This is a genomic window from Acinetobacter sp. UBA991 (assembly GCF_002292065.1).
Lineage (GTDB): Bacteria > Pseudomonadota > Gammaproteobacteria > Pseudomonadales > Moraxellaceae > Acinetobacter > Acinetobacter higginsii.
The window spans coordinates 153,747-176,957 of the sequence record NZ_DBBF01000002.1 but is presented as its reverse complement, the minus strand read 5'-3'; the positions used below and the strand labels follow the sequence as shown (position 1 = coordinate 176,957).

Here is a 23,211-nt window from a genome sequence, read left to right as displayed (position 1 = left end):
CTCATAAAATACTGGAATTAGTAGGATTAGACAAGACGTTGTTAGACTAATATTGTTTTAAGATATTGAAAAATATATTTTTATAGTATTGTTTGGGACGGTGTGAGACAGTTGTTAGACGGACACCGCTTCCGCCAAATACGAAAAAGCCCTTATGAAAATAAGGGCTTTTTTATTTCTCTGTGTTTTAGATTAATAACTTGGTTGCAATTGCCCACATCATCAGTCCAACAACAACATCTAGAATTCTCCATGAACTGGCCTTTTTAAACCAAGGCAATAAAACTTTTGCGCCATAGCCTAAAGCGAAAAAGAAGATCCATGAAGAAAGTATGGTTCCAGCTGCAAACAAATACAGATGATCTGCAAACTGAACTGAAATCGAACCAACCAGAATCACGGTGTCTAGATAGACATGTGGATTCAGCCAGGTGAAGGCCAAGCACATTCCAATGATTTTAAGCAATGAGTCTTTTTCAATTTCACTGGGGTTGAGTGCAGAGCTATTGTTGATGGCTGAGTAAAAATTTCGAAGTCCATATAAAAATAGAAAAGCAGCACCAAAGTATTTGGCAATGGTAACGATCAAAGGGAAGTCAATCACGATTTTTGAAAAGCCCATGACCCCTAAATAAATCAAGATAGAATCCGAAAGTGCACAGATCAAACAGACCCAAAAAACATGCTGTTGCTTTAAGCCTTGTTTTAGAACAAAAGCATTTTGCGCGCCAATGGCTAAAATTAAAGAAAAGCCAATACCAAGCCCATAGAAAAATGCAGTCATATTTTGGTTCCTCAATCATATAGGGTGGTTTGTGCTGGCTTTGGCTGGAAAACAACGTGCATAAGCTTAGGCAAAGGCAGTTCGTCTAACGCTTAGATCAAGTGTTAGATGCTTTTTTCCATTAAAAATTTACTGTTTGCTATTATCTTTTTTTATTTATAAAAGTCAGTAAAATTAAGATTGTTTTGGTTTGGTTAAATTTTTTTAAGGTATGATCTTGGACACTAAACAAGGTGAAGCATTTTTTGCTGTCGCTGAAAAGGGACATTTTGAATAGACTGCTATGAGGTATTCAGAGTAAAAGCCAATGGGGTATACCTTAGATTTTAGCGATAGCTTTATTTATCTGAGATGGATATGACTGAATAAGTGCTTAGAGGTCGGGTGATGTAACAAAGCTGCTTAATCTTATTGTCCGAATTTCCCCCCTTGTTTTTCAATTATTGCCCTTATTTTTAGAATTGTTTCAGATCAAAATTAAAAACAAGTGACACAGGAAGTGCTCGATGGAATATCCAAGCACATATTTAAAATAATGCAGTGAGTCAGGCATGGACCTCAATCATAATATTCATAATGAAAACAATCTGATGCTCAGCAAAACACGGAAAGTGATTGCACTCGGTTTTGCCACACAAGGCCTTGGCTATGCGACCGTGATGACAGCACTCCCCACAATAAAAGGTCGATTCAGACTTTCAGATGATCAGTTATCTCTAATTATTCTAGGGGTATGCATTGCAGCAGCGCTCGGTTCAATTTTAGCTGATCGTATCGCAGTCAAGCTTGGCTCACGACTTGCTGTTGTGACTGGCTTTATTTTTGAAGCACTAGGAATAGCAATTGCTGCATTTAGTCCAAATGTAATCCTCATGATTGCGAGTTTTTTGCTTTATGGACTTGGATTAGGCTGTTTAGATGCAGCACTGAATATGCAAGCAGTTATCATGGAACAACGGCTTGGTAAAAGTGTATTTGGTGGTTTCTTTGCATGTTATACCGCGGCGGCATTTTTAGGGGCATTGATTATGTCAGCCACCGTTTCAACAGCACTTGGAGCAACGACAGCATTATGCATTGCAGTGGCGATTGCCTTCATCACCTCGCAACTTTCTAAACACTGGTTATTTCAGCAAAAACAATGTTCAGACATACATCTGCAAGATAAGCCAGCGATTCCATATCAACAGCTTCTTACTTTTGGGCTGATTATTTTGATTGTGTTTACTGTCGATTCTGCAATTAGTACATGGAGTTCAATTTATCTCAAAGATGTTTTGGCAAGTTCGGCAACCATTGCTCCTTTAGGGTATGCCGCTTATCAAATTGGAATTCTACTCACACGCTTAAGTCTTGATTATTTACTGCAATTTAAAACAGCGACATGGATTGCTTTGGTCACGCTCCTGATCGGGGCATTCGGATGTGTATTGTCTGGAATCAGCCATTCATTAGTGACCGTTATTTGGGGTTTTGCATTGGCTGGTGTTGCCGTAGGTGCTTTGGTTCCACTTACATATTCTGCTGTAGGTCGTTTGGATGAAAGCCGACGCGATGAAATTATTGCTCGTGTTAATATTTTTAATTATGGCGGCGCAGTAGCGGGTGCGGTCATCGTTGGGCTGCTGGCAACGCCTTTTGGTTATGCGCCGTCCTTTATTGGTTTGGCATTTGCCTTACTCAGTATTATCTATTTAAGAAAAAGACTGGTTTGATCTATATCAATCAGGGCAAAGCTATTTTGTACGGGTCATGATCATCTTTTTTTATTTTTAAAATTTAGTAAGATTAAGGCTGTTTGAATTTTCCTAAATTTTTCTAAGGTTCTTATGCTGGACAATAAACAATGTGAAGCCTTCTTTGCAGTTGCGGAACATGGAAGCTTCGAACAGGCAGGTGCCAAGCTCTGTATTACTGCATCAGCGGTGACATTAAGGGTGCAAGCACTTGAAAAAGAATTAGGCCAGCTACTGCTGATTCGTGGTCGTCCTTGTGTCTTAACACAAGCAGGTCAGCAAATCTTCGAACACATACAGCACATCCGACGTTTAGAACAAAACTTACTTCATGGTTTAACTGGTGGAGGAGAATCACATTTTTTTAAGACTGTGATTGGTTCAAATGAAGACTCTTTAGCGACATGGTTGCTTCCTGCACTAAAGGATGTGTTACTCAAAGAAAAGATTGTGATTGAGCTGAGAACAGATGACCAGTCTCATACCTATTCATTATTAGAAAAGGGGACGGTGAGTGCCTGTATTTCAATTGAAGATCAACCCATGCGCGGTTGCCGTGCGCAATATTTAGGTTTGATGCGTTATCAAATGATGGCGACAGCGCAATTTAGACGGAAATGGTTTGCAGAAGGTGTTCATCGAGAAACTTTACGTGCTGCACCTGCGATTATTTTTAATGAAAAAGACCGTATGCATTTTGATGTTCTGGAAAAAAACTATGGATTGATGAAAGGTACTTATCCTTGTCATTTAATTCCATCATCAGAGTCTTTTGTGACCGCCATTAAATTGGGGTTAGGCTATGGCATGGTGCCCGAGCTGCAACTGAATATTGAAAATAAAGCAGAAGTATTGGTTGGGTTATTGCCTGATATTAGCGTTGATATTCCACTGTATTGGCATCATTGGAATCAACAATCAAAGCCATTACAGCTTTTGACAGAGCATATTGTAAATCACGCTCGATTAATTTTGGCCTAAGATGAGAGAATAACAATAAAAATTATTATATCGTGTATAGAGCAAGATTTTAAATGCATGAGCTAACATTACTTCTAAAACGTTTAATAGGTGAAATTAAACCTAATAAATGTTTAGAAGTAATGTCAAAACTAAAACAAGTCTGAATATTATATTGGACGGAAATGATTAGAAAATTCTAGAGCTTCCAATATATTGTTTAGAAACATGATTTAAGGCGCTTAATATGCTGCTGGCATCTTTCGTAGTTAATGCCTCATTGAGTTCATGCATATAAGCGACAATTTGTGCTTTAACTTTGTCTGCGAAAACTGGCGTGACAGCTTGATCTTCATAAAGTAGGACATAGTTTTTTGCAAAACCATAAATGAGGAATAAAGCGTTGTGTTCAAGCGGGTGCTCAGCAGCGACAATGGCTTGTTCACATTGATGTTTTAATTGTTGGTAGGCATCCGTTCCATTTGGAAGAGTTTGAAACGTTTCAAATATAGATTGGAAATTCATTTGAATTACTCGCTCAAAAAGAAAATCTACAGATGATTGAACTAAAAATCAAGAAAAATTTATTATTTTTGATGATGAATTATTTATGCATTGATTCAGATTATTTTGCTTTAAAGAATTAAATACTTTATTAGAGGTTTTGGTTTGCTCTCTGAATAAAACTTGAATATAACTGTGATATCACAGACTTATTTAATGTTTTTTACATTTCCAATACTAGTCATATACATGCGGTACAAATCAAAAAAGGCCTTAATATGGGAAAATGGTAACAATTATTTGATTTTGATCGGTTTAGGTAATGGTTGTGAAGAATATTTTACTACCCGCGATTTTGGTATTGGGTTTGGTTGGTTGTACTTCGATCACAACGATGTCTCCTGCTCAATTTAACCAACTCAGTACAACACAGATCCCATTTTCAGGAAGTTGGACCGGTGAAGCGGGTGCTGCATCAGTCGCGTTAAGTCTGAACCGTCAAGGCATTGGGATGCTGTGTATGGATGACCGTAAGGAAGTCATGTCTTATCGGGTAAAGTTGGTTGATAACACCCTATACAGTGATAAAGGGGTTAAGTTTAAAGTCAAAGCGTTGAATAACAGCAAGGCCAACATTCACATGAGTCTATTGGGATTAGGGGTTAATTTTGATCTGAATAAAGATGATGCGTTAAAGAATGCCACTGTGGGGTGTAAGCAAGCCCTAAATTAATTTTGTATTGCGATTCTAAACCTTGCCTGTGATTGCAGGCAGTTAAAATTTTCCGCAGATTAAAGAGACCGTTATGTTTTCTCCTTATATTCATGCGTTTGCATTATTTTTCTCATTGCTCAATCCCTTTCTGATGAGTGTTTACATGGTCGGGATGATCCGTAATACCGATGCAAAGGTATTTAGTAAAGCCTTGATACAGGGCAGTTTGATCGCCTTCGGGGTATTTATTCTATTTGCCTGGGGCGGTGAGAATATTTTTAGTCGCTATTTAAATGTTCGTTTCGAATCTTTTCAAATTTTTGGTGGTCTAATTTTCTTGGTGATCGGTTATCGCTATGTGTTCCAAGGGGCTGAAACCATTGGTGAGATGCGGGGGGCGCCTGAGCATTTGGCGGGTACCATCGCGATGCCATTTATGATCGGTCCAGGCACAATTAGTGCGGCGGTAGTGACAGGGGTAAGTGTACCTTTTACTGGGGCAATAGCTGTTATTGCAATTACCTTGATTCTAACCTGTAGTATTTTGATCCTGATGAAGTTTGGTCATGACCATTTACGCTATAAACATGCAAAATATATCGATCGCTATTTTGATATTGTCGGACGTTTATCTGCTTTACTGATCGGTACGATCGCAATTGATATGATTGTAAACGGTATCATTGGGCTGATTCGTTCAGCTAATCTGAGTTGAATTGTATTAAACCCAGATTCCTACATCTCAGGTATTTTCAAACATTCTCTTTCTTTTGAGGATGCATTGAATCAAAAATACTTGGGATGTCATTATTTTGAATTAAACAATAACAAGATCATAAAAAGAATTGATGATGTTTTATCGTTTTGCGCATATGTTTATACCCATGAATAAACGATAATAATCATGTTGTATTCTCTATGAGCTCTTCCCATGTATCAATTAGATCAAGCAAACCAAGCACCTGACGACCAGTCAGAGCTGACAATGACCGTTTTGATGACACCTGATATGGCCAACTTTTCAGGTAATGTTCATGGTGGAACGATTTTAAAGCTACTTGATCAAGTTGCTTATGCTTGTGCAAGCCGATACTCAGGCAGCTATGTTGTGACTTTATCTGTTGATCGTGTTAATTTCAAAGAACCAATTTATGTTGGTGAGCTAGTGACCTTTTTGGCCAGCGTGAATCATGTTGGGCGCACTTCGATGGAAATTGGTATTCGTGTTGAAGCGCAAAATATTCAGAAGCGTACCATCCGCCATACCAATACTTGTTATTTCACTATGGTTGCAGTGGATGAACAGCGTAAGCCAAAAGAAGTACCACAATTAAATCTAGATACAGAATGGAAGCGTTGTCGCTTTGAAGCCGCAGAGCAGCGTAAGGCGACACGTTTACAAGAAGTTCATCAGCCTTCATGCAGCATGTTTAAGAAAACCACTCAATGCTAATTTTTTAATGCAGAGCTTATTCAAAAAATAAAAGATCGAACCGCAGCATGGTTCGATCTTTTTTTACATTTGTAATGAAATAAATTTTAAATCATTATAAATGTGGGTCTAAAGGGTCTGGAGGAACCTTAAGATCTGATTAGTTTGTTGGTGCCGGTGTAGATGCAGGTGCTTCAGTTGCTGTTGCATCAGTTGCAGCTTGACCTTGAGTTTCAGGTTGCTCTTGAGTTGAAACAACAACTTTTTCTTCAGTTTGTTGTTCTACTGGTGCTGCAAATGTAGAAGCTGCAGCAAGAGTAAGTGTAGTCGCAAGAACAGTTTTGATAAATTTCATGTTTGGCATCCTTATTTCATTTAAAATAACAACCGCAATAGGAGGATTCGGTTAATCCCAATCTCTCAATTTCGGCATGAGGTCCATGCTATGTGCCAAACGTATTTGCGGCAATGTTCTTAACAATCTATTACGTCTATCTTAACAATATGAAATATTGAATCGCTTTATGTAGTTGCTATGTAAAACATCATGAAGAAATTAAGGATTAAAATGTATGTAAATATGTTTTTATGGTTAAAAAATAATCTATTGTTTTACGTGTTTTAAACACTAGTCTTCATTTTCTAAAAATTTATTAATTGAATAAACCATTTATATCTTATTTTTAAATAAGATTTTTAGATTTAATATGTGATAAATATCTCTTTATTTTTATTTAATGGCTTTTAAGTCTAATTATAGAGGGAGATCATTCTTTATTTTATTTCATCAATTTTTCGCTTTAAAATGAAATAAATTTTCAATGCGAGTCGATCGTGAAGGTTATTGCTCCCAAAACAGTTCCCACTCATATTATTTCTGGCTTTTTAGGGGCAGGTAAGACCACATTATTGCAGCATTTACTCACTCAAAAGCCTGAGCATGAAGTTTGGGCGATTCTGATGAATGAGTTTGGGCAAATTGGGGTTGACCAACAACTGATAACCCAGCAACAAGGCTATGCGGTGAAAGAGTTGTTGGGGGGCTGCCTGTGTTGTAGTAGTCAATTACCGATGCAGATTGCACTTTCTCGCTTACTCAGTGAAAGCAAACCTGATCGATTATTTATTGAACCAACGGGCTTAGGGCATCCAGCACAATTATTGGAGCAATTGACTGAACCGCATTGGCAAACGAGCTTGGCAATGCGAGCTTTGGTGATAGTTGTAGATGGGAGTCGTCTACATGATCAGGATTGGGTCAAACAGAATTTATATAGCGATCAATTAAAAGCGGCTCAAATTGTGGTGTTGTCGCATATCGACTGTATGACAGCCGCAGATCATCAAGCCTATGCGGCTTTAAAACAAGAATATGAAACCTATGTCCAGTATTGGGTTGAAGCCGAAAATGGGCAGGTGGATATGCAACAATTGGATATTCAGCAGCAACCTGTACAACGTAAGATCCAACCCTTATTAAGATTGCAGCAAACACAAGCTATTGAACAGACGCCAGAAATAAAGCAACTCCCTTATCATTATGTTGAAACGGCTCAGGGTTATACGGTCGCAGGTTGGAAATTGCCGAAACGCTGGCAATTTAATTTTCATGATTTATTAGATGTGTTGTGTGCGCAACAAGACTGGGTACGAATTAAAGGAATTTTTAATACCGATCTAGGTTGGAAAAGTTTTAATTTTAATCCGCAGCAGTTTAACTATAAGTCGGCCGAGGAGAGCATTGATAATCGAATTGAGGTGATTTGTCAGTCAACACGTGACTGGTTGGCTTTTGAAACAGAATTATTGCAGTGCCGTATCGATCCGATTGATGATCAACTTGATCAAATCGCACATGCTTCTCGGTAAAATAGAGTATGCTTAGCGCCAAATTTGAGAACACTGTATTTAAGAGTTTAGTTTATGGCGTTAAAAGCAACGATATATAAGGCAGACCTCAATATTGCCAATATGGATGAGCATATCTATGCCGATTATCAGCTCACACTTGCTCAGCATCCTTCTGAAACCATTGAACGTTTAATGGTTCGTATTCTGGCTTATGCACGGTTTGCCGATGAACGCCTAGAGTTCACCAAAGACTTATTTGAAACAGATGAGCCAGCGTTATGGCAAAAAGATCTGACCGGACTGCTAGAGCAATGGATCGAAGTGGGCTGTCCATCTGAAGATAAAGTGAAAAAGGCCAGTGCACGTTGTAAGAATGTTGCAGTTGTGACTTATGGTTCTCAGTCAGACGATTGGTGGCAGAAAAACACCAAGATTAAAACCTTGAGTAATGTGCAAGTGTGGCAATTGGCCCCACAAACTACGCAGGCACTTGAGAGCTTATGCGAACGTACCATGCAATTGCAGTTGAATATTATGGATGGCGAATGGACTTTGTTAAGTGACAAAGGCCAAGTCGACATCCAGTGGCAACAATTGCAATAATTTTAGTTTGAGTGATGTGGAGAGATAGCAATGAGCGCAGAATTAGAAATCATTGACTTGAAAGTAGGTGAAGGCAAAGAAGCGGTTCGTGGTGCTTTAATCACGACTCATTATACTGGTTGGTTGGAAGATGGAACCAAGTTTGACTCGTCTTTAGATCGTGGCAACTACTTTGAAACCGTGATTGGTACCGGTCGTGTGATTAAAGGTTGGGATCAGGGCATTATGGGCATGCGTGTGGGGGGAAAGCGTAAGCTGATTGTGCCTGCACATTTGGCCTATGGCTCACGTAAAATGGGCAAGATCATTCCAGCCAATGCCAATCTGACTTTCGAAATTGAACTGTTCGACGTAAAAACACGCGACGAATAACCAGTTTTGATTGAGTAAATCGAAGCGGTTTGGTTTATTTTTAGACTAAATCGCTTTAAAATCATAAAGATAAAATAATATTGATAATTGTATAATAAGATTTTGATTTTAAAAACATTTCTTTCATCTGAATTTTATTACAGCCCAAGAAAAATATATTGATTCTGTATACAGTCCTGTATATCTTTGAGTTAAAAGAGCAATTTTTCGATGTCCCTTATTGTTAAAGCATCAATCTGTATTTTCAGGGTGTGAAATGTTGTGCTTCAGGTGATTCTAAGTTGATGGGGGTAAGTCAGCTATAGTTCATCGATGATAAAAAATGTCGCAAAAAGTAATGATAAGAATTTGAGTGAGTAGAGGTCGATATGAATGATTATTTGGATATCACTGCATCAGAACTATTAAGAGAGTTAGATCATTTTTTTCTGATTGATACCCATGATGGCGCCCAGACTGGTTTTTGGGTGAATGAAAAAGCGCTAACGGACAAACACTACTGGATGGATGGGGATTATAAGGTTGAAATCCTCAGATCTTTACAGCCTTCGCATCAGTATGCGCCGCATGACTATAAAATCACGCGTTTGGCAGTCGGCGAAAATGATAGCAATGTGGTGTTATTGGACTATGATGGGGTGCACAAAAAAATTCAGACTTTCCGCCGTGGTGAATGGGTGAACCGTCTGAATAAATATTTTTATCAAAAAGAGCGCCACTATTTACAGCAACTTGCAGATCATCCTAACTTTCAATTAATACAATATTAATCTCGTATAAGGATGCTTAAATGCCCCTAATTCAAATCTTGAAATAGGGGTTGGTGTGCTTACCAAAAAATATTCAATTAAAATGTGATTGATTTCATAAAAAATACATTTAAGTTTATTTTCAGCTTTTAAAATTATAAATACAATCCGTACTTCCAGCTGACCATCAAAAACATCTTATTTGTCCATAAAATTGTAAGATGATGCAGGCATGATCTGCGATCAGCGAATTTCTAATCTTGAGACGATATCTCTATGACAACACGTTTAGTGTCCCCAACTTTAAAAACTGTTTTAGGTCTTGTGTTTGGGGTGGTTGCCTGCACCACAACTTTTGCGGCAAATCCAAAAATTGATGCAACCACATTGACGGTCATTGGGTATCATGAAATCACAGAACGTAAAGATGCCTTGATTCCAAGTTATGCTGTGACAGCCAAACAATTTGGTGAACATATTGATTGGCTAAAAAAGAATGGCTATCACTTTATTAATGTCGACCAATTGATCAAAGCACACCAAGGCAAATATAAATTACCAACGAAACCTATTTTGCTGACGGTGGATGATGGCTATCAGTCGTTTTATCAAAATGCCTATCCGATTATTCGCGCAAAAAAAATTCCAGTGGTGTTGGCTGTGGTCGGATCTTGGCTAGAACCTAAAGCAGACCAGAAAGTTGATTTTGGTGGTGAGCTGATTGAGCGCAATAAAATCTTGAGTTGGGATGAGTTGAAGGAAATGCAGAACAGTGGTTTGGTTGAAATCGCCAGCCACAGTTACCATTTACATCAAGGCATTAATGGCAATCCGCAGGGTAATCTGGAACCTGCTGCGATTACGCGTATTTATGACCCTAAAACCAAGAGCTATGAAAGTGATGCAGCTTATCAAGCCCGTGTTTATCAAGATTTAAAAAAGAACAATGAGCTATTAAAATCACATGGTTTACGTTCACCGCGTGTAATGGTCTGGCCGTATGGTCGCTATAATATGCAGTTGGTACAAACCTCTAAACAGTTGGGGATGCCGATTACCATTACCTTGGATGATGGGGCAGATCATGCCAAGCAATCACTTCAAAATATGAGTCGTATTTTGATTCAGGGCAATATGTCGACCAGTGCTTTGGCACAAGAGATTAAGAATCGTGAATTGAATTTGAATGATAACAATCGACCGCAAAAAATTATGCATGTCGATTTAGATTACATTTATGACCCAGATACCAAGCAGCAAGAACGTAATCTCGATCATTTGATTGACCGTATTAATGGCATGGGCGTAAATACGGTGTATTTACAGGCCTTTTCTGATCCAGATGCCAACGGTTCTGCCGATATGGTGTATTTCCCAAATCGTCATATTCCAATGCGTGCAGACTTATTTAACCGCGTCGCTTGGCAAATCCAGACCCGTACACCAGTTCAGCGTTTATACGCATGGATGCCACTCTTGGCGTGGGAACTACCTAAGACTGATCCAGTGTCGAAAGATTTAGTGGAAACCCAACAAGCCAAAGCAGGCGAACATTTGAATATGGGCTATATTCGTCTCAGTCCATTTTCACCACAAGCGCGCCAAACCATTAAAGAAATTTATCAGGATTTGGCTAAATCAACGCCGTTCGATGGCTTGTTGTTCCATGATGACGTGACTTTGTCAGATTATGAAGATGCCAGTCCTGATGCGTTGGCGGCGTATGCCAAACAAGGCTTACCAACTGACCTTGCTAAAATTCGTGATAACGATGCCGATTTGCAAAAATGGACGGCTTATAAAACCAATTATTTAGATGATTTTGCAATGGAGTTGGCAGGAGAGGTTCGTCAGTATCAACCATTCCTAGTGACTGCTCGTAATCTTTATGCGCAGGTGGCTTTAAATGCTTATGCAGAAAACTGGTATGCACAATCTTTAGAGCAATCACTGAATCGTTATGATTTCACTGCGATTATGGCAATGCCTTATATGGAGCAATCGGACAATCCAGCTAAGTTCTATTCAGATATCATGAATCGCGTGAAGCAGTATCCAAACGGTATTAAAAAGACCGTGATGGAGTTACAGGCGGTAAACTGGCGCAATGACCAAAAAGTGCCGTCTGAAGAAATGGCTGCGACGATTAAGTCCTTATATGAACAAGGTGCAATGCATGTGGCCTATTATCCAGATGATCCGATCAAAGGACATCCAGATGTTGAAACAATGCGTAAGGCTTTTGGTCTAAAATCATCTCAATTAGTACCATAGTCGAGTAATGTAGATGAGTTGGATTGCTTTATTGTGGTCATATGCCATTAAGTTTGTTTTTTACTATCCATTATTTATGTCGTATTTATGGATGGTGGGGGCACTCATTTTCTATTGGAGAGAGCGTCAAGATCCTCCCTATCAGCAACCTGCGGCTTTAGCTGAATATCCTAAAGTTGCGGTCTTAGTGCCGTGCTTTAATGAAGGGGACAATGCTGAAGAAACCATTAGCCATGCGCTTAAGCTGGATTACCCTAACTTTGAAGTGATTGCGATTAATGATGGTAGTTCTGACAATACAGGTGAAGTGCTAGATCGATTGGCGACACAGTATGAAAAATTACGTGTGGTACATCTGGCACAAAACCAAGGCAAGGCAATGGGGCTACAAGCGGGTAGCTTGATGACCGATGCAGAATTCCTGATCGGGATTGATGGTGATGCTCTGCTTGATCCCCATGCTGCCAAATGGATGATGCGTCATTTCTTGGAAGATCCAACCGTGGCAGCGGTAACTGGAAATCCGCGTATTCGGACACGTTCAACCTTGCTTGGGCGCATTCAGGTTGGTGAGTTCTCTTCGATTGTCGGTATGATCAAGCGTGCACAACGAACCTTTGGTCGTCTATTTACCGTATCGGGCGTGATTACCGCTTTTCGTAAAAGTGCAGTACATCAAGTGGATTATTGGTCACCGAACATGTTGACTGAAGACATCGACATCACTTGGAAATTACAGCGTGCAGGTTGGGATGTGCGCTTTGAGCCAAATGCCTTGGTGTGGATCCTGATGCCAGAAACCTTAAATGGTTTATGGAAGCAGCGTCTACGTTGGGCGATGGGTGGCGCACAGGTCTTGGTTAAAAATATTGATGTGTTTTTAAAGCCTAAGCTTAATTTTTTATGGCCTTTGATGTTTGAACTGTGTTTGACACTTGTTTGGTCATATTTGATGCTTATTATGGCGATCATCTGGTTATTGCATTTTATCTTTGCAATTCCAGCACTGGCGGTGGTGAGCTCGCCATTTTTACCTTACGGTAGTGGAATTTTATTGGGGGCGACCTGTTTAATTCAGTTTGCTTTAAGCAAATGGATGGATAGTCGTTATGAACCAAACCTTGGGAAAAATTATTATTGGATGATTTGGTACCCGTTTGTGTTTTGGTTGATCACAATTACTGCTACAATCGTCGCCTTTCCAAAGGTACTGTTGCGTAATGATGAGAAGCGTGCCCGTTGGATTAGCCCAGATCGTGGAATTCGTTGAATCCTAAAAGATTCATTTTGCTGAGTAAAAAGCAATGAAAGCAGACAGCTTGATTATTGATGTACGTCGCCAACTCCCATGGCATAAACGCTACTTCTCGACCACTACCACCGCAATGATGTGGGCAGGGTGGTTATTGTTATGGCGTCCATTTATTTTGGTGTGGGTGTTGGTTGAATTACAAAAGACCCATATCGCACAGCGTTTAATGTCCGCATTTGGTGATGGCATTGAGCATGGTGTAACGGCATTGTTTATGTGTGCGGTTGCATTATTGCTTTGGAGTTTGTTACCTGCAAAACGTGTGCATAAAAAGCATGCAGTTGAAAAGACACTCCCTGATTATGCGCGTTATTTCGAATTAGCTGAGCAAGAAATTCAAGCTGGACGTCAGCAGAAGGTGAGTATCGTTCATCATGATGAGAATGGTAAGATTGTTCGCGTAGAATAAGACTTATTGTTCTAAATTAAGAATATCAAATGCCTTAATTAAAAAATTAAGGCATTTTTTATGATCAGATCATAAATTTCAGACATAAAAAAACCAGCTTATGCTGGATTTTTATTTGCACCATCTTTCACTAGTTGGAAGATGGTGCCCGAGGCCAGACTCGAACTGGCACGCTTTGTGGGCGGGGGATTTTAAATCCCCTGTGTCTACCGATTTCACCACTCGGGCATGTGCGCAATAATAGAGGACACTTTAAAACTTGGCAAGAGCAAAACTTGCTATTTGCTTTCTTTTCAATCAATTCATGTGCTTATCTGATGAAAATTAAGCACTGTCATATAACTTTCATGATTCTTTCATCAAACTGAGATCAAAGCTTCATTTAAGCCGATTAATTTAAATCATTTATTTATAGTGATAAAAGTTAAGGTAGCTATCCAAATGACAGCAAAAATTTCACGACGGGAACTTATTCAAAAAAGTCTATTCGGTTTCGGGGCGTTGTCTTTATCTGCGGGTTTTACGGGGTGTAACGACAGTTCAGATCAAGAGACAGCAACATTACAAGTGAGTTTTGAACACGGGGTTGCCAGTGGCGATCCTTTACAGGATCGCGTGATCTTATGGACGCGCTTGACGCCAAGCGAGAGTAGTGCACGTCTGCAAGTGACGTGGGAAATTGCTTTAGATCAGCAATTCAAACAAATCATTAAAACCGATAAAGTCACCACAACGGCTTCACAAGATTTTACGGTGAAGGTAGATGCAACAGGTTTAAAACCAGATCAAAGCTATTTCTACCGTTTTATCTTCGGAGATAAAGTTTCACCTGTGGGTCAAACCAAGACTTTGCCAAGCAGTGCGACAAAAGTCAGTTTTGCAGTATGTTCATGTTCAAACTATCCAGCAGGTTATTTCTATGTATATCGTGAAATGGCCAAGCAAAATGTCGATGTGGTGATCCATTTAGGTGACTATATTTATGAATATGGCGCGGATGGTTATGCAGCAGAAGATGCAGCTAAATTAGGTCGTACGCTTGCTGCAGACAATAATAAAGAAATTATTAAGTTGGATGATTATCGCAAGCGTTATGCGTTGTATCGTAAAGATAAAGACTTGCAGGCCTTGCACCATCGTCATCCATTTATTGTGATTTGGGACGACCATGAGTTAGCTAATGATGCATGGCGAGAAGGGGCTGAAAATCACCAGCCGAATGAAGGTCCATTCCTTGATCGTAAATTGGCAGCTCTACAGGCCTATTTTGAATGGATGCCAATTCGCCCTGTCGATGATCAACACACCAAGATTTATCGCCAGTTCGATTTTGGCAATCTGGTTCAATTGACGATGTTGGATACGCGTATTATTGCGCGTGATCAACAGTTGGATTATGCCAACTATATGACAGCGAATGGTTTGGATATTGCAAAATTCCAAGCAGATTTGACCAATCCAGCACGTACTCTAATGGGCTATACCCAACGTGATTGGCTGATTGGAAAACTGCAACAGTCGACAGCAAACTGGAATGTACTTGGTCAGCAAATTCTGATGACGAAAATGTTGGTCCCAGCAGAGTTGCTACTTGCTTTAGCTGAAATTACCGCAGGGAATCCGAGTGCAGATACTTTAAATAAGATGAATGTACAAATTACCGAGTTGGTGACTTTAAAAATTCGCTTGCAGAAAGGTGATCCTAGTTTAACAGCACAAGAAAAAGCGCGTGTTCTGACGGTTGCACCTTATAACTTAGATGCATGGGATGGTTATTTTGCTGAGCGTGAGATTGTGTATGCTGCCTTGGCGCAATTAAAGAAAAAAGTCGTGGTACTGGCAGGGGATACGCATAACGCTTGGTCGTCAAACTTATACAGTAAAGATGGTGCATTCGTTGGGGTGGAGTTAGCAACCAGTTCTGTATCTTCACCGGGCTTAGAAAAATATTTAAATATTCCATTGGCACAATTGCAACAGTTTGAATTTGCATTCACAACCTTGATTGATGAGTTGAATTACTGCAATTTAAATCAGAGAGGGTATTTGACCGTGCAATTTGATGCTGCGCAGGTTCAATCGCAGTGGATTTATGTCGATTCGATCAAAAAGCCTGAATATGTGATTGATAAAACCCGTGGTTATCAATTGAGCTTGGATAAAAACCTATTGCCAGTAAAAACAGGACAGCAAGTGGCTTAAGTTTCAAACGTGGGGGAAGCCAAGTCAATGAACTTGGCTTTTTTATGATCTGTCCTTAAATTTTAGACATAAAAAAACCAGCTTACGCTGGATTTTTATTTGCACCATATTTCATTAGCTGAAAGATGGTGCCCGAGGCCAGACTCGAACTGGCACGCTTTGTGGGCGGGGGATTTTAAATCCCCTGTGTCTACCGATTTCACCACTCGGGCTTTACCAATGGAGGCGGAGGTCGGAATCGAACCGGCGTACACGGAGTTGCAGTCCGCTGCATGACCACTCTGCCACCCCGCCATCTCTTGGTGATGCACATATTAGCAATCTTTAAAAAAAAAACAATAGTGTTTATTGCGAATATGCACATAAAAACAACATCTAAAAGAATATTGCTCAAATTATCATGTATTATTTACGCAATTGATTCATACCCACTTTGGAGATGCGCTGTGGCATTGGTTTTAGACGGTCGTGCATTAGCAAAACAAATTGAAACGGATTTGTTGGTACGTGTAGAAGCATTAAAAGCAAAATCGGGGCGTACCCCAATCTTGGCAACTATTTTGGTTGGTGATGATGGTGCATCTGCAACGTATGTGCGTATGAAAGGGAATGCTTGCCATCGTGTTGGCATGGACTCATTGAAAGTTGAGCTTCCAAAAGAAACCACAACTGAACAATTATTGGCTGAAATTGAAAAATTAAATGCCAATCCAGATGTACATGGCATCTTGTTGCAACATCCAGTGCCTGAACAAATTGATGAAAGAGCATGTTTCGATGCGATTTCATTGGCAAAAGATGTGGATGGCGTGACGTGTTTAGGTTTTGGTCGTATGGCAATGGGTGAGGCTGCATATGGTTCAGCAACTCCAGCTGGCATCATGACCATTTTGCAAGAAAACAAAATTGAAATCGCAGGTAAACATGCGGTTGTTGTGGGCCGTTCTGCTATTTTGGGTAAACCAATGGCGATGATGTTATTACAAGCCAATGCAACTGTGACGATTTGCCATTCACGCACTCAAAACTTGCCAGAATTGGTTAAACAAGCAGATATTATTGTCGGTGCAGTCGGTAAAGCTGAATTGATTCAAAAAGACTGGATCAAACAGGGTGCCGTTGTAGTTGATGCAGGTTTCCATCCACGTGATGGCGGTGGTGTTGGTGATATCCAATTAGTTGGTATCGAAGAAATTGCGTCTGCTTATACCCCAGTTCCAGGCGGTGTGGGGCCGATGACGATCACGACTTTGATTCGTCAAACTGTAGAAGCTGCTGAAAAAGCATTAGCGTAAAGATTATTGATAACCCCTCGCGAAGAGGGGTTTTTTTAGAATTAAACAAATATGAGTTGTACATTTCAATTTGCCAAAGCGCCTGAACATTTGTTGCAGGCCTTGCATCAGGTGATTCCCAATACAGATTTGTTGGCACAACAATTACCTGAAACGCCGATTTCACTCTGGTTAATTCCCCCAGTATTTCCGACCGACCGTTTAGATGATGAAGTGATTCGACGGATTTGGAATGAAACGCCGTACTGGATTTTTTGTTGGGCATCTGGTCTGGCAATGGCACAATGGCTGTTGGCAGAGCCACATCATGTTAAAGATAAGGTGGTGCTGGACTTTGGTGCAGGTTCAGGTGTGGTTGCGATTGCGGCAAAAATGGCTGGTGCTAAACGTGTGATTTGTTGTGATATTGATCCCGTGAGTCTGGCATCATGTCGTGAAAATGCGTTGCTAAATGATGTTGAACTTGAGTATCTGGACGATTTGTATCAGTCCGAGCAAGTCGATGTGCTACTGGCAGCAGATGTGCTATACGACCAATCCAATCGTTTCTTTTTGGATGAGTTCTTAAAGTTCGCACCTGAAGTCTGGGTTGCCGATAGTCGAGTCAAAAACTTTAGTCATCCTCAATATCTAAAAATTGACGAACGTAGTGCAAGTACTTGGCCAGATTTGGATGAAGCTAAAGAGTTTAGAAACGTCAGTTTTTATCGTACCAAATAAATATTCCTTGTTAAAAAAGAACAATAGTGTTGAGGTTATCAAATCTCAACACAATCGCCTCACCACGCATGCTAAAACATTGAAATGAAATAAACAGATGGCCTGTGGGCTGTTATATAGCAGAATGTTTAAAAAAGGAACGTGTATGAGTATTCAGCAGATTGATGATGGGAAACATGGTGCATTTAAGCTGTTCGAAGGTGAGGTGCTTGCGGGTGAGATGGCATACACTTGGGCAGGAGATAGCATGCTCATTATTGACCATACCGATGTAAGTGATCAATTTCGTGGGCAGGGTGTAGGACATAAGTTGTTAAAGGAGTTGATCGCCTTTGTACGTGAACGTCAGGTGAAAGTCATTCCTTTATGCCCATTTGCAAAATCGGTGTTTGATAAAGATCTTTCGATTCATGACGTATTGAAAGGATAGGTTGAGTTGGATGTATTCTCAATGATGGAATACATCCATTTTTATTGATCAAGTCATAAAATTAAGAACAGGTATAGCGAACCACTTTGAGTGTGCTTGGACGTGTTTCAAGTGCCTGACGGGTTGCATAGCCTTCGCTATTATTCAAATCTGGCGAATTAGATAAGCCAAATGTTGCGCGGCTATTACCAATTTTTACGCCATATTGCTCTTGTTGGGTTGGATTGACGATTTCATTGACACTCAATACTGCAAGTTTATAGGTTTTATCTGCACCTAAAATTTGCTTGCAGGCATGTTGTAATTTTTTCTCATCTAGATCGCTATTGCTACGTGCCGCAAGGGTATAGGCAACAGTCGCGGAAGTGGCCGTTTTATTTTCAATTTGATAACCCGTTGTGCCATTGTATTGATGTGGACTACTTTGACAGGCTGCAAGAACAAGAGCACCGCTCATAATTAACAATAAATTGGTTTTTTTCATATCAATGATCCTGTTATTTCTGGTTTTAGTATCGCATAAAATAAGTTTTTTATTGTGAGGAATCTTTAAAACACAGGCTATTCATCGTTTTTTAGCTTCAAATATAAAGAAAGAATTTTCGTTTTCGAACAATTTTGCATATAATCTGCCAAGTTTTTTATTTAATACAGAAGTCATTGCTTTTTTGTAGTATTTGAGCCCGTTTTTTAACGGGCATTTAATTTATTGCACTATACATAAGCAAGTCTGGATAGGTATGTCATGATCTCTACAGATAGTCAAAAGAAATACGTGGTTGCATTTGACCAAGGTACAACCAGTTCACGTGCGATCGTATTGGATCACGATGCGAATGTCATCAGTATTGCTCAGCGTGAATTTACGCAAATTTACCCACAACCAGGTTGGGTTGAGCATGATCCAATGGAAATCTGGGCAACGCAAAGTGCGGTATGGGTTGAAGCTTTAGCGCAAGCAAGTATTTCTAGCGAGCAAATTGCAGCGATTGGGATCACCAATCAGCGTGAAACCACTGTCATTTGGGATAAGCAGACCGGCAAACCTATTTACAATGCAATTGTATGGCAAAGCCGTCAAAGCAATGAAATTTGTAATCAACTGCGTCAAGATGGTTGGCAGGATTACGTTCATAAAGTGACTGGTTTGGTCCTTGATCCGTATTTCTCTGCGACTAAAATTAAGTGGATTCTTGATCGTGTTGAAGGCAGTCGTGAACGTGCAGAACGTGGCGAGCTTTTATTTGGTACCATCGATACATGGTTGCTTTGGAAATTGACCAATGGCCAAGTGCATGTGACTGACTATACCAATGCATCTCGCACCATGTTATTCAACATCGAAACGCTTGAATGGGACGATAAACTGCTTGAAGCGTTAAATATTCCTAAAGCGATGTTGCCCGAAGTTCGTGGTTCTTCTGAAGTCTACGGTTATACACATACCATTAGTGGTCAAGAAATTGGGATTCCAATTGCAGGTATTGCAGGGGATCAACAAGCTGCATTGTTTGGACAAATGTGTGTTGAAGCGGGTCAGGCAAAAAATACTTATGGTACAGGTTGCTTCTTGCTCATGAATACGGGCAAACGCATTGTACAATCTAATCATGGTTTATTAACGACAATTGCATGTGGTCCGCGTGGTGAAGTGAACTATGCACTGGAAGGTGCGGTGTTCAATGGTGGTTCATGTGTGCAATGGTTGCGTGACGAACTTAAGGCGATCAATGATTCGCATGATTCCGAATACTATGCAACCAAAGTAAAAGACAGTAACGGTGTCTATGTGGTGCCCGCATTTACAGGTTTAGGTGCGCCATATTGGGATCCAACAGCACGAGGTGCAATCTTGGGTATCACTCGCGGTGTAAGTATCGAACATATTATTCGCGCCACATTGGAGTCGATTGCTTACCAAACGCGTGATGTCTTGGATGCCATGCAGCAAGATTCAGGTGAGAAATTGCGTACCTTGCGTGTTGATGGTGGTGTAACTGCCAATAACTTCTTGATGCAATTCCAAGCCGATATCATGGGGACTTCAGTAGAACGTCCTGCGATGAAAGAAACAACGGGTATGGGTGCAGCATTCTTGGCTGGTTTAGCTGTCGGTTTCTGGTCGGATTTAAACGAATTGAAGAGTAGAATGACCATCGAAAATACCTTTGTGCCAGAGTGCAGTCAGGATGTGACTGAGAAACTCTATAAAGGTTGGTTAAAAGCTGTCGGACGCACTCGTGATTGGGCGGAAGATTAAGCTAAAATAGACCGTTTAGTATGACTTAAAACAACATAGGATGGATGAGCATGAGCTTGATACTACGCCAACAAAAAACCCTCGAACTAGTGAGAGAGCGTGGCTATATCAGTATTGAAGAACTTGCTCAACATTTTGATGTCACCCCGCAAACCATCCGTCGTGATATTAATCAATTGGCGGATGAGGGCTTGCTGAGACGTTATCACGGTGGTGCAGCGCATGATTCAAGTGTGGAAAACACTGAATATACGATGCGTGTTGGTCATATGTTGGAACAAAAAAGAACGATTGCAGCCGCTGTGGCTGCTGCTGTTCCTGATTATGCCTCTTTATTTATTAATATTGGGACCACAACCGAAGCCATTGCCCACGCATTGTTGAACCATACGGGTTTACGGATTATTACCAATAACCTCAATGTTGCCAAAATTCTAAGTACCAAAGAAGACTTTGAGGTGTTGATTGCCAGTGGGCGTGTGCGTCCAGATGGTGGCGTGATTGGTCAGGCGACTGCGGATTTCTTTAAGCAGTTTAAGGCAGACTATGCACTGGTAGGCATCAGTGGTATCGAAGAAGACGGGACTTTACTGGATTTTGACTTCCAAGAAGTGTGCGTATCTCAAGAGATTGTTTCGAGTGCCCGACAAGTGTTTCTTGCTGCGGATAGCAGTAAGTTTGGTCGTAATGCGATGATCCGTTTAGGTTCACTTAAGCAAGTTGATTGTATTTTTACCGATCAACAGCCGAATGATGAGTTTATGAAAACCATTCGAGATTTAGATGTTGGCTTGATCGTTGCCCAGTAAATCTTCATTTTCGAAAAATTGTTACTTTTCTTGAGTTGAGATTATTTGGCTCAAGAATATTTAAATAAGAATAATGCTGTAACCATGAGCAGTCTTTGTATTGCCAGAAGATCCACTTTTTAATCGATTCATTTTCAATTTTGACCATTTATCTAAAAATGTCTATAAATTGGCATTTTTTTGACGTTTTTTTATTGTTTGTTTTCATTTTACATGTTTAAATGTTCGTTATTGAACAATAATGAAAATTTGCGGTGGCTTATGCAAACTTCTCCTCAGTCAAACGACAAAATTTATGACCTTGCTGTCATTGGTGGTGGTATCAACGGTGTTGGTATTGCAGCAGATGCTTCAGGTCGTGGTCTATCAGTATTTCTCTGTGAAAAAGATGATTTGGCCAGCCATACCTCTTCTGCAAGCAGTAAATTGATCCATGGTGGTTTACGTTACCTTGAACACAAAGAGTTTCGCTTGGTACGCGAAGCGCTGGCTGAACGTGAAGTATTGTTGGCAAAAGCACCACACATTATCCGTCCAATGCGTTTTATCATGCCGCATCGTCCACACTTACGCCCAGCGTGGTTGATTCGTACAGGTTTATTCTTTTACGATCACTTGGGTAAACGTGAAAAGTTATTGGGTTCGAATAACGTTTATTTTAAAGAAGACAGCCCTTTAAATGCTGCAATTACTCGTGGTTTTGAATATTCAGACTGTGCAGTTGATGATTCTCGTTTGGTGGTGTTGAACGCCATGCATGCCCGAGAAAAAGGTGCGGACATTGTCACACGTACACGTTGTTTATCAGCACAACGTGAAGGGCAATACTGGATTGTTGATTTGGAAAATGAAAAAGGTCAATTCCAGATTAAGGCAAAGGCTTTAGTGAATGCGGCTGGCCCTTGGGTGGCACAATTTATTAAGCAAGATTTGCAGCTTAAATCGCCGTATGGTATTCGTTTGATTCAAGGCAGTCATATCATTGTGCCGAAGCTGTATGAAGGCGATAAAGCCTTTATCATGCAGAATGATGACCGTCGTATTGTGTTCGCAATCCCGTACTTAGACCAATACACCATGATTGGAACTACGGATCGTGAATATCAAGGTGATCCTGCACAAGTAAAAATCACCCAAGAAGAAATTGATTACTTGATTGAAGTCAGTAATGCACACTTCAAAAATCAGTTAACCCAAGCCGATATTATTTCGACTTTTGCTGGTGTACGTCCATTGTGTGATGATGAATCAGACAATCCATCTGCAATTACCCGTGATTATACTTTGGCTTTATCGCAAGAAGCAGAAGATCAGGCACCTTTACTTTCGGTCTTTGGTGGTAAGTTAACCACGTATCGTAAGTTAGCAGAATCTGCAATGCAGCAGCTCAAAGCATTTTTCCCAGAAATGAAAGGCAGTTGGACAGCAACTGAGGCTTTGCCGGGTGGTGAAAATATGGCATCAGCTGAACAGTTGGCGAAAGAGATTCGTGCACAAATCACTGATGCATCTGAGTCTTTGGCAAAACGTTGGGCATCTGCTTATGGTTCACGTATTTGGAATATCTTGGGTGAGGCAACTTCGGTTGAGCAGTTAGGTCAACATTTTGGTCAAGGTTTGTATGCGAAAGAAGTGGATTATTTATGCCGCTTTGAGTGGGTAACGACCAGCCAAGATATTCTGTGGAGACGTTCAAAGCTTGGTCTCAATTTTGCACCAAGTGAAATAGAAAACTTAGATGTATATTTAGCAAATAAACCAAATAGCACGGTTGCTGCTTAAAAGTTCTCAATA

General features: G+C 40.2%; 23 protein-coding genes and 3 tRNA genes. 19 read left to right on the top strand and 7 right to left on the bottom strand.

The annotated features are described in order from the left end of the window. Window positions 1–187: 187 nt before the first annotated feature. Window positions 188–784: a LysE/ArgO family amino acid transporter gene (locus B2727_RS00865; protein WP_033134298.1), complete on the bottom strand. Its 597-nt coding sequence runs from the start codon at window positions 782–784 to the stop codon at window positions 188–190. Between the two features lie 551 nt (window positions 785–1,335). Between B2727_RS00865 and B2727_RS00860 the strand changes: the two genes are divergently transcribed. After that, on the top strand, window positions 1,336–2,499 hold the full coding sequence (locus tag B2727_RS00860) for an MFS transporter (protein WP_033134297.1): 1,164 nt from the start codon (window positions 1,336–1,338) through the stop codon (window positions 2,497–2,499). A gap of 114 nt (window positions 2,500–2,613) precedes the next feature. Then, window positions 2,614–3,501 carry an ArgP/LysG family DNA-binding transcriptional regulator gene (locus tag B2727_RS00855; protein WP_033134296.1) on the top strand — a complete coding sequence of 296 codons (888 nt, stop codon included), beginning with the start codon at window positions 2,614–2,616 and terminating at the stop codon, window positions 3,499–3,501. A gap of 168 nt (window positions 3,502–3,669) precedes the next feature. On the opposite strand, the gene B2727_RS00850 is transcribed toward B2727_RS00855, so the two are convergent. Beyond that, the gene (locus tag B2727_RS00850) at window positions 3,670–4,005 is read right to left on the bottom strand and encodes a hypothetical protein (protein WP_033134295.1); all 336 of its coding nucleotides are present in this window, start codon (window positions 4,003–4,005) and stop codon (window positions 3,670–3,672) included. Between the two features lie 301 nt (window positions 4,006–4,306). Between B2727_RS00850 and B2727_RS00845 the strand changes: the two genes are divergently transcribed. The 3 genes from B2727_RS00845 to B2727_RS00835 all read left to right on the top strand — a co-directional run bounded on the left by B2727_RS00845 (window position 4,307) and on the right by B2727_RS00835 (window position 6,152). Continuing rightward, window positions 4,307–4,717: a J517_1871 family lipoprotein gene (locus tag B2727_RS00845; RefSeq protein ID WP_033134294.1), complete on the top strand. Its 411-nt coding sequence runs from the start codon at window positions 4,307–4,309 to the stop codon at window positions 4,715–4,717. Window positions 4,718–4,790: 73 nt separating this feature from the next. Then, window positions 4,791–5,414, top strand: a complete 624-nt coding sequence (locus B2727_RS00840; protein WP_004801510.1) for a MarC family protein — start codon at window positions 4,791–4,793, stop codon at window positions 5,412–5,414. 216 nt (window positions 5,415–5,630) lie between these two features. Beyond that, entirely contained in the window at window positions 5,631–6,152 is a 522-nt protein-coding gene (locus tag B2727_RS00835) for an acyl-CoA thioesterase (protein WP_004801507.1), read from the top strand. Window positions 6,153–6,291: 139 nt separating this feature from the next. Here B2727_RS00835 and B2727_RS00830 read toward each other — a convergent pair whose 3' ends face one another. Continuing rightward, window positions 6,292–6,486: a hypothetical protein gene (locus tag B2727_RS00830; RefSeq protein WP_004801506.1), complete on the bottom strand. Its 195-nt coding sequence runs from the start codon at window positions 6,484–6,486 to the stop codon at window positions 6,292–6,294. Window positions 6,487–6,965: 479 nt separating this feature from the next. Between B2727_RS00830 and B2727_RS00825 the strand changes: the two genes are divergently transcribed. The 7 genes from B2727_RS00825 (at window position 6,966) to pgaD (ending at window position 13,701) form a co-directional block, all read left to right on the top strand. Further along, window positions 6,966–8,000, top strand: coding sequence for a CobW family GTP-binding protein (locus B2727_RS00825; protein ID WP_005322830.1), 1,035 nt, complete (start codon window positions 6,966–6,968; stop codon window positions 7,998–8,000). Window positions 8,001–8,054: 54 nt separating this feature from the next. Then, complete coding sequence (locus B2727_RS00820) at window positions 8,055–8,585, top strand: YaeQ family protein (protein WP_033134293.1); 531 nt, start codon at window positions 8,055–8,057, stop codon at window positions 8,583–8,585. Window positions 8,586–8,615: 30 nt separating this feature from the next. Continuing rightward, on the top strand, window positions 8,616–8,957 hold the full coding sequence (locus tag B2727_RS00815) for an FKBP-type peptidyl-prolyl cis-trans isomerase (RefSeq protein WP_004652009.1): 342 nt from the start codon (window positions 8,616–8,618) through the stop codon (window positions 8,955–8,957). 368 nt (window positions 8,958–9,325) lie between these two features. After that, window positions 9,326–9,727 carry a hypothetical protein gene (locus B2727_RS00810; RefSeq protein WP_004801498.1) on the top strand — a complete coding sequence of 134 codons (402 nt, stop codon included), beginning with the start codon at window positions 9,326–9,328 and terminating at the stop codon, window positions 9,725–9,727. Window positions 9,728–9,982: 255 nt separating this feature from the next. Next, the gene (pgaB, locus tag B2727_RS00805) at window positions 9,983–11,980 is read left to right on the top strand and encodes a poly-beta-1,6-N-acetyl-D-glucosamine N-deacetylase PgaB (RefSeq protein ID WP_033134292.1); all 1,998 of its coding nucleotides are present in this window, start codon (window positions 9,983–9,985) and stop codon (window positions 11,978–11,980) included. A 13-nt stretch (window positions 11,981–11,993) separates the two neighbouring features. Next, window positions 11,994–13,250, top strand: a complete 1,257-nt coding sequence (gene pgaC / locus B2727_RS00800; RefSeq protein ID WP_004801493.1) for a poly-beta-1,6-N-acetyl-D-glucosamine synthase — start codon at window positions 11,994–11,996, stop codon at window positions 13,248–13,250. Window positions 13,251–13,284: 34 nt separating this feature from the next. Further along, on the top strand, window positions 13,285–13,701 hold the full coding sequence (gene pgaD, locus B2727_RS00795) for a poly-beta-1,6-N-acetyl-D-glucosamine biosynthesis protein PgaD (RefSeq protein ID WP_004801491.1): 417 nt from the start codon (window positions 13,285–13,287) through the stop codon (window positions 13,699–13,701). A 142-nt stretch (window positions 13,702–13,843) separates the two neighbouring features. Here pgaD and B2727_RS00790 read toward each other — a convergent pair. Beyond that, window positions 13,844–13,929: transfer RNA gene (locus tag B2727_RS00790), tRNA-Leu, on the bottom strand. Window positions 13,930–14,142: 213 nt separating this feature from the next. Here B2727_RS00790 and B2727_RS00785 point away from each other — a divergent pair. Continuing rightward, window positions 14,143–15,903 carry an alkaline phosphatase D family protein gene (locus tag B2727_RS00785; protein ID WP_033134291.1) on the top strand — a complete coding sequence of 587 codons (1,761 nt, stop codon included), beginning with the start codon at window positions 14,143–14,145 and terminating at the stop codon, window positions 15,901–15,903. Window positions 15,904–16,029: 126 nt separating this feature from the next. On the opposite strand, the gene B2727_RS00780 is transcribed toward B2727_RS00785, so the two are convergent. Then, window positions 16,030–16,115, bottom strand: a tRNA-Leu gene (locus B2727_RS00780). Between the two features lie 8 nt (window positions 16,116–16,123). Next, a tRNA-Cys gene (locus B2727_RS00775) sits at window positions 16,124–16,197 on the bottom strand. Window positions 16,198–16,349: 152 nt separating this feature from the next. On the opposite strand from B2727_RS00775, the gene folD reads away from it, so the two are divergent. The 3 genes from folD to B2727_RS00760 all read left to right on the top strand — a co-directional run bounded on the left by folD (window position 16,350) and on the right by B2727_RS00760 (window position 18,348). Next, a complete protein-coding gene (gene folD, locus B2727_RS00770) occupies window positions 16,350–17,198 on the top strand; it encodes a bifunctional methylenetetrahydrofolate dehydrogenase/methenyltetrahydrofolate cyclohydrolase FolD (RefSeq protein ID WP_033134290.1) in 849 nt (282 codons plus the stop codon). A 51-nt stretch (window positions 17,199–17,249) separates the two neighbouring features. Further along, a complete protein-coding gene (locus tag B2727_RS00765; RefSeq protein ID WP_004801487.1) occupies window positions 17,250–17,918 on the top strand; it encodes a class I SAM-dependent methyltransferase in 669 nt (222 codons plus the stop codon). 145 nt (window positions 17,919–18,063) lie between these two features. After that, on the top strand, window positions 18,064–18,348 hold the full coding sequence (locus B2727_RS00760) for a GNAT family N-acetyltransferase (RefSeq protein WP_005322836.1): 285 nt from the start codon (window positions 18,064–18,066) through the stop codon (window positions 18,346–18,348). A 61-nt stretch (window positions 18,349–18,409) separates the two neighbouring features. Here the strand turns inward: B2727_RS00760 and B2727_RS00755 are convergent, their stop codons facing one another. After that, window positions 18,410–18,832 (bottom strand): hypothetical protein, encoded by a 423-nt coding sequence (locus B2727_RS00755; RefSeq protein ID WP_004801483.1) that lies wholly within the window; start codon window positions 18,830–18,832, stop codon window positions 18,410–18,412. Window positions 18,833–19,093: 261 nt separating this feature from the next. Here B2727_RS00755 and glpK point away from each other — a divergent pair, with 261 nt between their 5' ends. The 3 genes from glpK (at window position 19,094) to glpD (ending at window position 23,199) form a co-directional block, all read left to right on the top strand. Beyond that, on the top strand, window positions 19,094–20,608 hold the full coding sequence (gene glpK, locus B2727_RS00750) for a glycerol kinase GlpK (RefSeq protein ID WP_005202079.1): 1,515 nt from the start codon (window positions 19,094–19,096) through the stop codon (window positions 20,606–20,608). A 50-nt stretch (window positions 20,609–20,658) separates the two neighbouring features. Then, window positions 20,659–21,417, top strand: a complete 759-nt coding sequence (locus B2727_RS00745; RefSeq protein WP_004652022.1) for a DeoR family transcriptional regulator — start codon at window positions 20,659–20,661, stop codon at window positions 21,415–21,417. 261 nt (window positions 21,418–21,678) lie between these two features. After that, a complete protein-coding gene (gene glpD / locus B2727_RS00740) occupies window positions 21,679–23,199 on the top strand; it encodes a glycerol-3-phosphate dehydrogenase (protein WP_033134289.1) in 1,521 nt (506 codons plus the stop codon). The last annotated feature ends 12 nt before the right edge of the window (window positions 23,200–23,211 follow it).

Coding starts and splice junctions, on each gene's coding strand:
- B2727_RS00860 (WP_033134297.1), top strand. CDS start 1,336: ATGGACCTCAATCATAATATTCATAATGAAAACAATCTGATGCTCAGC.
- pgaB (WP_033134292.1), top strand. CDS start 9,983: ATGACAACACGTTTAGTGTCCCCAACTTTAAAAACTGTTTTAGGTCTT.
- B2727_RS00855 (WP_033134296.1), top strand. CDS start 2,614: ATGCTGGACAATAAACAATGTGAAGCCTTCTTTGCAGTTGCGGAACAT.
- B2727_RS00845 (WP_033134294.1), top strand. CDS start 4,307: ATGGTTGTGAAGAATATTTTACTACCCGCGATTTTGGTATTGGGTTTG.
- B2727_RS00785 (WP_033134291.1), top strand. CDS start 14,143: ATGACAGCAAAAATTTCACGACGGGAACTTATTCAAAAAAGTCTATTC.
- glpK (WP_005202079.1), top strand. CDS start 19,094: ATGATCTCTACAGATAGTCAAAAGAAATACGTGGTTGCATTTGACCAA.
- B2727_RS00850 (WP_033134295.1), bottom strand. CDS start 4,005: ATGAATTTCCAATCTATATTTGAAACGTTTCAAACTCTTCCAAATGGA.
- B2727_RS00815 (WP_004652009.1), top strand. CDS start 8,616: ATGAGCGCAGAATTAGAAATCATTGACTTGAAAGTAGGTGAAGGCAAA.
- B2727_RS00810 (WP_004801498.1), top strand. CDS start 9,326: ATGAATGATTATTTGGATATCACTGCATCAGAACTATTAAGAGAGTTA.
- B2727_RS00865 (WP_033134298.1), bottom strand. CDS start 784: ATGACTGCATTTTTCTATGGGCTTGGTATTGGCTTTTCTTTAATTTTA.
- B2727_RS00765 (WP_004801487.1), top strand. CDS start 17,250: ATGAGTTGTACATTTCAATTTGCCAAAGCGCCTGAACATTTGTTGCAG.
- B2727_RS00840 (WP_004801510.1), top strand. CDS start 4,791: ATGTTTTCTCCTTATATTCATGCGTTTGCATTATTTTTCTCATTGCTC.
- B2727_RS00745 (WP_004652022.1), top strand. CDS start 20,659: ATGAGCTTGATACTACGCCAACAAAAAACCCTCGAACTAGTGAGAGAG.
- B2727_RS00830 (WP_004801506.1), bottom strand. CDS start 6,486: ATGAAATTTATCAAAACTGTTCTTGCGACTACACTTACTCTTGCTGCA.
- B2727_RS00760 (WP_005322836.1), top strand. CDS start 18,064: ATGAGTATTCAGCAGATTGATGATGGGAAACATGGTGCATTTAAGCTG.
- B2727_RS00835 (WP_004801507.1), top strand. CDS start 5,631: ATGTATCAATTAGATCAAGCAAACCAAGCACCTGACGACCAGTCAGAG.
- glpD (WP_033134289.1), top strand. CDS start 21,679: ATGCAAACTTCTCCTCAGTCAAACGACAAAATTTATGACCTTGCTGTC.
- pgaC (WP_004801493.1), top strand. CDS start 11,994: ATGAGTTGGATTGCTTTATTGTGGTCATATGCCATTAAGTTTGTTTTT.
- B2727_RS00755 (WP_004801483.1), bottom strand. CDS start 18,832: ATGAAAAAAACCAATTTATTGTTAATTATGAGCGGTGCTCTTGTTCTT.
- B2727_RS00820 (WP_033134293.1), top strand. CDS start 8,055: ATGGCGTTAAAAGCAACGATATATAAGGCAGACCTCAATATTGCCAAT.
- pgaD (WP_004801491.1), top strand. CDS start 13,285: ATGAAAGCAGACAGCTTGATTATTGATGTACGTCGCCAACTCCCATGG.